This is a genomic window from Snodgrassella sp. B3882 (genome assembly GCF_026535915.1).
Taxonomy (GTDB): Bacteria; Pseudomonadota; Gammaproteobacteria; order Burkholderiales; family Neisseriaceae; genus Snodgrassella.
The window spans coordinates 1,697,024-1,706,988 of record NZ_JAFNPF010000001.1; the positions used below are offsets into that span (position 1 = coordinate 1,697,024).

The 9,965-nt window shown below is 37.2% G+C and carries 8 protein-coding genes; 7 read left to right on the forward strand and 1 reads right to left on the reverse strand.

Features of this window, described 5'->3' with window-relative positions; genetic code table 11:
• The first annotated feature begins 75 nt into the window (after positions 1-75).
• Positions 76-1,080, forward strand: coding sequence for an asparaginase domain-containing protein (locus J3U68_RS07145; RefSeq protein WP_267375736.1), 1,005 nt, complete (start codon positions 76-78; stop codon positions 1,078-1,080).
• A 342-nt stretch (positions 1,081-1,422) separates the two neighbouring features.
• Here J3U68_RS07145 and J3U68_RS07150 read toward each other — a convergent pair whose 3' ends face one another.
• Positions 1,423-2,259, reverse strand: a complete 837-nt coding sequence (locus J3U68_RS07150; RefSeq protein ID WP_267375737.1) for a VanW family protein — start codon at positions 2,257-2,259, stop codon at positions 1,423-1,425.
• A 395-nt stretch (positions 2,260-2,654) separates the two neighbouring features.
• Between J3U68_RS07150 and J3U68_RS07155 the strand changes: the two genes are divergently transcribed.
• From J3U68_RS07155 to J3U68_RS07180, 6 genes are all read left to right on the forward strand, one after another.
• Positions 2,655-3,860: a sugar efflux transporter gene (locus tag J3U68_RS07155; RefSeq protein WP_267375738.1), complete on the forward strand. Its 1,206-nt coding sequence runs from the start codon at positions 2,655-2,657 to the stop codon at positions 3,858-3,860.
• 500 nt (positions 3,861-4,360) lie between these two features.
• Positions 4,361-4,546, forward strand: a complete 186-nt coding sequence (locus J3U68_RS07160; protein WP_267375739.1) for a hypothetical protein — start codon at positions 4,361-4,363, stop codon at positions 4,544-4,546.
• A gap of 294 nt (positions 4,547-4,840) precedes the next feature.
• Entirely contained in the window at positions 4,841-5,704 is an 864-nt protein-coding gene (locus J3U68_RS07165; RefSeq protein WP_267375740.1) for a hypothetical protein, read from the forward strand.
• A 193-nt stretch (positions 5,705-5,897) separates the two neighbouring features.
• On the forward strand, positions 5,898-7,355 hold the full coding sequence (locus J3U68_RS07170; RefSeq protein WP_267375741.1) for an NAD-dependent succinate-semialdehyde dehydrogenase: 1,458 nt from the start codon (positions 5,898-5,900) through the stop codon (positions 7,353-7,355).
• A 185-nt stretch (positions 7,356-7,540) separates the two neighbouring features.
• Positions 7,541-7,993 carry a hypothetical protein gene (locus J3U68_RS07175; RefSeq protein ID WP_267375742.1) on the forward strand — a complete coding sequence of 151 codons (453 nt, stop codon included), beginning with the start codon at positions 7,541-7,543 and terminating at the stop codon, positions 7,991-7,993.
• A gap of 1,147 nt (positions 7,994-9,140) precedes the next feature.
• The coding region (locus J3U68_RS07180; protein ID WP_267375743.1) for a tetratricopeptide repeat protein at positions 9,141-9,965 on the forward strand (825 nt) is incomplete at its 3' end.

Below are 9,965 nucleotides of genomic sequence, written 5' to 3' on the forward strand. Positions count from 1 at the left end.
CGCGCAAGCGGGTTTAAACAAAACCCATCTATGTTATCCTTGTTACAAATCGGTAAACAACGAAACAATCATCATATGAGCAAACGTAAACATCTGGCCATTTATTACACCGGTGGCACAATAGGCATGAAGCCCACCGCTACCGGACTGGCACCGGCTCAGGATCTTTCCGAACTGGTTTCACCCATCATGCAGGAATTTGCCGATCATTTCAGCTATGACTGGTTTGTGTGCCAGCCATTGATAGACTCCTCTGCCATCACATTGTCAGACTGGAAAAAATGGCTCCAATGGCTAGATATGCACGCGATGAATTATGATGGCATCCTGATACTGCATGGCACAGACACCATGGCTTACACTGCCAATATTCTAGCCTTGGCTCGTCCTCTTCTGCAAAAACCTGTCGTCCTTACCGGAGCACAACATCCATTTGCGGCTAAAAACAGCGATGCCAGTTTGAATTTACGCACCGCACTGGCGGCATTCAAACTTCCGCAATTACAGCAAACTGTGATTGCCTTCAACGGATATTTGTGGTCAGCCATTGGCAGCAGTAAAGTCAGTACCGAAAGTGCAGCAGGCTTTGCTAATCCACATTTTGGCGCAATGGGGCAGTGGTCTGCACATACCGGCTGGACTAAACTGAACATCCAAACTACACAACCCAACACCAGCGATGATCTACCCCGTAGCATAGATCCAAGCGCCAGAATTCATAGTTTTATTCTTACCCCCGGCGCTAACACAGACATGATTGCTCAAAGCCTGAGCCACAATCCACCCGATGGTGTCATTGTGCAAAGCTTTGGCAATGGTAATACCCCTGATGACCCACATTTGCTGCAAGCAATTTCACAGATTGGAAAAAAACACATACCCATATTGAACATCAGTCAAGTGGCACAAGGAAGATGCGCCGCCATCTATGCTCAAGGTCATGCCCTCAGGCAAGCGGGCGTCATCAATGGCGGTAAATGTAATTTAGAAACCGCTCTGGCCTTACTTACCCTGGCTACAAGCAACCATTGGGACAAAGAAAAAATCATCACCATCTTGCAACAGCATCATTTAATCTGAAATAAGCAGCAACCTAACCAAGCCACTCATAACAAAATTAACTTTAAATAAATGCTGAGCAACCTCATTTTTAATGACAACAAAGCAAAATCAAATTATGTATATAGCATATTATTCCAGTAAAAACAAACCATCCCTGTAGCGCTAAACCTAAAAAACACTGATTTTCATCATATTTATAATGTATTAATACATTTCAAAGTTTAATGATGGTTTGAACTAATCAGAAAAAGACGACAATACTGATCGAAAATCATGTTTTCAGACCACGAAACAGCGTGATATTCAAATTAAATCACCTCCACACTTCCCTGCTACATAACCGTATTGTGTCGATCATGTCTAAATATTAGAGTTTTCATTATCTGGAATAAAAGGGTTATACATCATAATCGCATGATTTTCACTGATGAGTTTTTCTTCCTGAAAACCAGCAATTAAATGGGTCTTTCGTTGCCATATTTTATTATGCCGGGTATAACCGCCCCACCATTGCTGTTCGATTTTGTGATCCGTTTCAAACACCTCATAATGATAAGATAAAGGCACATCCGCAAGAATCTCACCGTGCAAATATTTATCATCTAACCACAAATTAAGCCGGTAAGTCATATACGTTTTATTAATCAATACCAAATCAATATAGTTATAAGACAACGTTGCGCCACAAGCAAAAGGGATAGTTCGATTGACATCTGGGAACACATCAAAACTATGGCGCCAACGTTCAACAATAGTTAAATCAGTGTGTAAAACCAACCAATAAATCAAATTACCTAATTGACAAAGCCCCCCGCCAATATCCTTCCCGATTTGACCATTATGTAACGAAAGACCTTCTAAAAACCCGCGACTTTTAGTCGGGCGCCCAACCTTGTGCCAAATTGAAAATAATTGATTTGGTTTAATAATAGAACCATTAAGTTTTTCAACAGCTAAACGCAGATTAGTGATTTTGTTGTACTGTAAATACATATCTACATTTTTTAATGGTCTTAGTAAAACTGATTGATGTTTCTTATGCGAATAACCACAATATCGATTATTCAGGTCAACCTGACTATAATACTTACGATCCCTCCACCAAAAATACTTACGTTTTAAAATAAAATACTCTTTCCCCAATTTAAGCCTTAAAGGGCTGCGATTTTCAGGTTTCTCTACTCTATTTTTTATCATCTTATAAAGTCCAATAGCAAATTAAAATTTACATAATTAATGGCAAACCAACTATAACTTTATTAATCTTAATAGCTAAATGGAGTAAGTATTTAATAATTATAGCTAAAGATAAAAAATTTTTAGGAGAATAACTTAAAAAATGGACGACTAAACTACCTTTCGATACAACTTGATTTGCAGCGATTATTTAGCTGAAAACCACCCTATGCATCACAAACACCACATACCTCATCACAAACTTATCTTATTGATATAATTATTAAAATAAATTAATCCCAACAAAAAAAATCATCAATAAACCAACAAAAAATAAGATTATTTCACCAGGCTTTAACTAAACAGGCATAAAAGATTATGATATAAAGAAATCTTGCCAATATGAAAAAACACGTGTGAAAACCAGCCAATCCTTTCAACAGCAACCCATATTAATTCTCTGCTCATTTTTATTGGGCGCCTTTATTATTGGAATTGCCGGAGCGTTACAATCCCCTACTTTAAGCCTTTACCTATCCGAAGAAGTTAAAGTAAACGAATATCTAATAGGATTATTCTATTCAGTTAATGCCATCGCCGGCATAGCTGTGAGTTTTTTATTAGCACAATACTCAGATAAAAAAGGAATTAGACGCAATATCATCCTATTTTGCTGCTTAATGGGGATTGGCAACTGCATCACCTTTGCTTTTTCACGCCAATACTGGATGCTCTTCAGCGTCGGCATCTTTTTTTCAGCATTAAGCTCTGCCGCCATGCCACAAATATTTGCCGCATCGAGAGAATACACTGATCGTACCGGAGGCAACGTAGTCGTTTTCAACGGTATATTACGTGCCCAACTCTCCCTAGCTTGGGTTATAGGACCACCCCTATCATTTACATTGGCCGTAAAATATGGCTTTACATCCATGTACAGCAGTGCTGCGGCAATGTACTTAGTTGCGTTGCTAATCGTATTGGTCTTTTTTCCAGCTATGCGCCATAAACGCATTTCCATAGAGACCGAACAGCCTTCTGAACCCATCATAACCAATAAAAACGTATTAATGCTGTTTCTAGCATCCATATTTATGGGCACAGCCAACATGATGTATCTAATAGACATGCCCTTATACCTTAAAGAAGTCCTTCCCACTGCCGACTACCTAGCCGGTCGGCTCATGGGTTTAGCTGCTGCCATCGAAATACCGGCCATGTTGATAGCCAGCATGCTCGTGCCACGCTTTGGCAATAAAAATCTCATTTGCTTTGCCGTTATTTGTGGCATCTTATTCTTTATCGGCATGGTGACATGTCAAAGTACCCAAATGCTGTACCTACTACAACTGTTAAACGGATTATTTATTGGGATTGTAGCCAGTATCGGCATGTTGTATTTTCAGGATTTGCTTCCAGGGCGCACCGGTATTGCCTCAACACTGTTCAATAACTGCATATCTTGCAGCATCATTATAGCCGGCATGCTGCAAGGCGTGGTTTCCGCTAAACTGGGGCATCAGGCTATTTATGCCATCTCCCTCGTCATGGTCTGTCTGTCCTTTATACTGTGCCTGATAATTCAGCCGCCACAGAGCATTAAAAAACCACCAACCAGCTAACGATCAATATCTCCCCTTTTCGAAAAGCGAACCACTAAACATCATCCCATTAGCCGAGGCTTGAATTTATTTCTGCCATCTTCAGTATCATGATTACACTTGCGAATAAAATGGCTTGATGCATCGTTTGCGCCAAGCTAACTATTTCCCAGCACACCTAAGAAACGATCAAGGTAGAAACTGAAGGGGTAAGAATTTACACTGATGGAAATGAAAAAAACAAACTATTGATAGCAAAACCTTAAAATATAAAGTTTATTACACAAATATGAACTATGGAGAAAGAATATTAATAAAATTTCGTCCAAATACCTATTGGATTTAGCTAACATAAAATTTTATTCAAATAATAATAATAATTTATATAGAAAAATATGATTAGGAAAACAATGAAAAAATTATACTATGCAATATCTATGATGTAGGAAACCAATTATAGAAGCGATATAGTTAAAACATTTATTAAAGAAAAGATTAATGTTATAAAAAATGGTTCTGGATTGAGTATTGATACATTAGCACCAGCAATGTTTAAAATAAGGATACAAAAACCAGACAAAAATAATTATGCTGCTCAAGAACAAATTTGTTTTTTAGCATTATTTTCTCATGCTATTGCAGCATATATTTTTGCAGATAATAATAACATCTACAAAAACGTTATAAATGGACTGGAAAATATATAAATAATGGATCATTATTATTTGCCACAAAAATGCATGCTCTTCTTACGGGCATGTCATGCAGCAATTGGATTAAAACAATCTATTGCACAAAAATGAGCAAATATGACTAGCAGTAATGTATAGTGAAAGGTAAATGATGGCGTTGCTCCTGTTGGAAAAAAATCGTACACAAATGAAATATGGACCTAAATAGGGAAATAGAGAAAATGGAAAATTTTATAAATTGACAAATGACTAAGATCCTTTAGAAATTGGAAAATAGATTCATATATCAAAACTAATAAAAGACGAACAATGAAAAAATTAAAAATAATATTTTTATTCTTATTACCTCTATTTGTCTTTTCATGTGGTTTAAAATCTCAAGAAAATAATAGTCCGGTTAATCCGATTACTTTAAAACAATCTCATTTTCAGGATACTGATATCATTTATCATATTTTATCTGAACAACAAGACTCTATAGAAAAGATCCGACTTATTATAAAAATAGATAGTAGATTAAAAAATTTGAGCAAAATAACAGATATTAAGCATATAGATCTAACCATAGGTAATACGGCAAAATTAACCCATTTACAATTTGATGCGGATAAAATAAAAGCAATTACCAATATTCGTATGGATAAAGAGCAGGAATTATTAATTATTGATATAAATTTACCAACTGCAATTTCAAAAGACATTGATATTATTACCATATTTTTTCTACTAGATAATAGAGAAAAACACGTTTTAGAAAATACTGATCCTTACTATTATAAAAATAGCGTTAAATTACTGGGAGTAGAAAATACATTTCTAGATCAAACTAGTTTCAAAAACGCAAATGTACTTGTAAAAAAAATAATAAAAAATAAAAATATAAAGGAAATTGAATTAACTATAAAAGTTACTGATCAATCTATTGATGATATTAAAGATATCCATGTTAACCTCAGATCAAATGGTGAAATATATCATTTAGATTTTATTCACAGTATTTTTATAAATAGTGTCACTGAAAAAAATAAAAGTCATGGTTGTAAGTTACTTGGTTTTAACAGACCTGACAGATCATATATCGTCTACTTTATTGACATTTCTAAACTAAAAATCCAGAAGATTGACTCGATTGCAATCAAACTTAATGATCGCTATTATTATTCAAATAAATGATAAATCATTCAAATTTTTAAAGTATACAATATAAATCATACAAAAAAACATCTATTCAACAACATTATAGACACGGAAAAAGAGCTATTTGGCAGGATTAAGATCAGGATCAAATTTAGATACTGAATTATTTGACACAATGCTATTATCAAGCAATAACAGACAACACCTTAAACCTTTCAGGAAAAACATTATGCAGTTGCAAGATCCACAGCTCTTCAAAACACAGTGCTATATCAACGGACAATGGGTCAAGGCCGACGATAACAGCGTTTTCACCGTTTACAATCCAGCAACCGGAGAAAAATTGGCTGATATCCCCAAAATGGGGGCAACAGAAGCGCAACGGGCAGTAACAGCAGCACAAACTGCTTTAAAACTATGGCAGAAAAAAACCGCGAAAGAGCGCAGTCAGCTGTTACGGCGTTGGTTTGAACTGATGATGCAGCATCAGGATGATTTAGGCCGAATACTGACACTTGAACAAGGCAAACCATTAGCCGAGGCCAAAGGTGAAATCGCTTATGGTGCCGCCTATCTGGAATGGTATGCCGAAGAAGCCAAACGGATTTATGGTGATACCATTCCAGCACCATCCAACGACAAACGGATCATCGTCATTAAACAACCTATTGGCGTTTGTGCAGCCATCACCCCATGGAATTTCCCTAATGCCATGATAACCCGCAAAATTGCCCCCGCATTGGCGGCAGGTTGTACATTTGTTATCCGCCCCGCCTCGCAAACTCCCCTGTCTGCCTTAGCAATTGCAGAATTGGCGCAGCGTGCTGGTATTCCCGCCGGCGTATTCAACGTCGTCACTGGTAGCTCAACCGCAATTGGGCAAATCCTAACCGAAGATGATCGGGTCAAAAAATTCAGCTTTACTGGCTCAACCGAAGTGGGTCGCCAACTGATTGCCCAATGCGCTTCAACCGTCAAAAAAGTTTCCATGGAGTTGGGTGGCAATGCCCCCTTTATCGTCTTTAATGATGCCGATATCGATGCAGCTGTTACTGGCGCTATGATTTCCAAATTTCGCAATGCCGGTCAAACTTGCGTTTGCGCCAATCGTCTGTATGTACAAAGTGGCGTTTACCAAGAATTCATTAGCAAACTAACCAAAGCCATGAGCCAACTTAAAATCGGCAACGGTTTAGAATCCGACGTCACCTTTGGTCCTTTGATCGACAGCAACGCAGTAGCAAAAATTCGTGAACACATCGACGATGCTGTTAGCAAAGGCGCCAAAATCGTAACCGGTGGTCACACTGATAGCCATGGACCGCTTTTCTTTCAACCAACCTTGCTTCAGGATGTCACACAAGAGATGAAAGTAGCGAAAGAAGAAACCTTCGGTCCACTGGCACCCGTATTCAAATTCGAGCACGAAGATGAAGTGATCAATTGGGCAAATGACACCGAATTTGGTTTAGCAAGCTATTTTTATAGTCGAGACATCGGCACAATCGTGCGAGTGAGTGAAAAACTGGATTATGGCATGGTAGCGATCAACTCTGGCCTGCTTTCAAACGAAGCAGCCCCGTTTGGCGGCGTTAAACAATCTGGATTAGGACGAGAAGGCTCCAAATATGGTATTGAAGATTATTTAGAAATAAAGTACGTATTATTAGCCGGTATCGATCAATAAAACTTGCAGGCGGTTGAGACGATCCCAGTTATCCACGCAAAAACTTTCAACCGCCAACAATACTTGCGCTTACTTCTTAAATACCACCACCTAATCACAACTTAACATAATTGATCAATATTTACATATACTCCATTTTGCCCTATATTTTCAAAAAAATAACCTAGCGCATTGTGGAATCTTTAATGAAAAAAATCATCTATATTGGCATCGTCGCCATCATTCTTTCCTTTGCCGGATATCAGATGCATAAAAACAAACTGGCCAAACAACAGATAGTCCGCGATATCAAATCGCGCACAGACCAATATGGCTTTGTCGATATTTCGGTCAACCTAACTGGTCGCGATGGTATCGTCATTCTAGCGCCAATCAATTGTCCTTCAGATCAGGCAAAAAGAGCCGACAAATTAGCGCGTGAATTAGAAAATATGAAAATCCCTGTAGTACGGATGAATGGTTATCATTACCAAATGGACCTATCAAACTATACAGAAAGGGAAGCGAATCAAATTGTTAACCGTATATACTATGTGCAGAAAATGCCGGCGCCAGTTGTATTTGTTAATGGCAAAGTCAAATCCAACGCCAGCATCACCGATATCATCAACGAAAACAAAATACAACGTGGTTTTTGAGAAAATAAATAGCACCTTATCCGCCCTATGCAACATTCCCACCAGCTCTGCTTAATGCACCCCGATGTTGAACCGCTGCAACCTGTACAGTAATGGCCAACATTTGCAGTTAGCAATCCTTCCCCCGACAATCGCCTTCGACAATCGAACATATTCAATCACACAGATCCAACTTAGAATACCCTTCTAGCACTGAATCACAAATAGCCCTATCAGCTCGCTTCCATCACCATGTTTTCCCATACCCAGCACATGTTAAATATTTAGAAAGTAGTCGCAAGAACAATCATGCCAATGGTTTTTTCGGTTCATTATTAGCATAAATGGAAGAAGGATTGATAAAAACTCATTACTATGGCAATAACAAGGATAGCTAATAACGTAATGAAAGATTTATCAGCATAATCAGGATTGGATTGATGAAAAAAAATCAGCATCAGGGGAAATTTTATTTCTTTAAATGATTAAAAGGCGCATTTGATGATCCAAATATTTAATAGTCTAAGCGCATATTTCATTCTTATTTTTGCTTTACCCTGACATTTAGGTATGGCCAGCGCTTATGTATAAGTTTATATGTGTTTGAAAAAAGTGAAGTCAAGATTAAAGTAATACGTCAGCATATACAAAACTCTGATATTATAATGTTAAATGATTTTAGCTGATTAATTATGACTTACATAAAAACCATTTCCTAAGCTTTTTGAATAAACCCATGCTGATGAAAAAAGAGAGAGCTACAACCTCTCAGTACCCTTTCTCAATTGATGATATAGAAATTTACGGATCACCTAATACGGCTGGTGACAGCACGGTAGTCACATTTTTGGCATATTTTATTCGCAATATAATCACAACTGGCTTTATATCGACTGTTCAGCAACATCCCGTAAATGTGCTAGCACATTGAGGGTAACAGGTGCAACTGGTATTGGTGTAAGAACCATTGCCAACCTATTCGTAGCTTATAGTTATTGAATAATATTACAAGTCAATTTATGACCAAATTGGCTAACATTAGGAGACGATCAAGCTGCTTATCAAAGCACTGTTCATTGTTAAAAATTATTCATTAAATGTTTGCAACTTTACACATTAGAGCAAAATTAAATTTATTATCCTATTTTTATGAACCCAAGGAAAATTTATGAAGAAAATATTTTGTTTTATCTATACTGCACTATTCTCATTGACTATTTATGCAAATGATTGTGCTACATATTATATTAAAAAAGATTATGACAACGCTTTATTAGCTTGTGAAAAACAGGCTAAGCAGGGAGATGGGAAAGCTCAGCTTAATCTAGCATTTATGTATGACGAAGGGATGGCTGTCGCAGTCAATAAAGAAAAAGCACTATTTTGGTATACTAAAGCCGCTGAACAAGGGCATTATAAAGCGCAATTTAGTTTAGGGCTTATGTATTATGAAGGGGATGGGGTCGAAGTTAATAAAGAAAAAGCGCTAATTTGGTTTACTAGAGCCGCTGAACAAGGGATTGATAGTGCGCAATATAATTTAGGGCTTATGTATTATGAAGGGGATGGGGTCGAAGTCGATAAAGAAAAAGCGCTATTTTGGTTTACTAGAGCTGCTAAACAAGGCGTTGCTTATGCGCAAAATAATTTAGGGGCTATGTATAAAAACGGGGACGGGGTCGAAGTTAATAAAGAAAAAGCGCTATTTTGGTTCAAAAAAGCAGCAGATCAAGGTGATAATAATGCAATGAATAATTTAGCGATTATGTATTACGAAGGTGATGGGGTCAAAATTGATCATGCAAAAGCGCTATTTTGGTTTAAAAAAGCAGCAGATCAAGGTGATACTAATGCAATGAATAATTTAGCGATTATGTATTACGAAGGTGATGGGGTCAAAATTGATTATGCAAAAGCGCTATTTTGGTTTAAAAAAGCAGCAGATCAAGGTGATACTAATGCAATGAATAATTTAGCGATTATGTATTACGAA

Coding starts and splice junctions, on each gene's coding strand:
- J3U68_RS07150 (WP_267375737.1), bottom strand. CDS start 2,259: ATGATAAAAAATAGAGTAGAGAAACCTGAAAATCGCAGCCCTTTAAGG.
- J3U68_RS07165 (WP_267375740.1), top strand. CDS start 4,841: ATGAAAAAATTAAAAATAATATTTTTATTCTTATTACCTCTATTTGTC.
- J3U68_RS07145 (WP_267375736.1), top strand. CDS start 76: ATGAGCAAACGTAAACATCTGGCCATTTATTACACCGGTGGCACAATA.
- J3U68_RS07170 (WP_267375741.1), top strand. CDS start 5,898: ATGCAGTTGCAAGATCCACAGCTCTTCAAAACACAGTGCTATATCAAC.
- J3U68_RS07175 (WP_267375742.1), top strand. CDS start 7,541: ATGAAAAAAATCATCTATATTGGCATCGTCGCCATCATTCTTTCCTTT.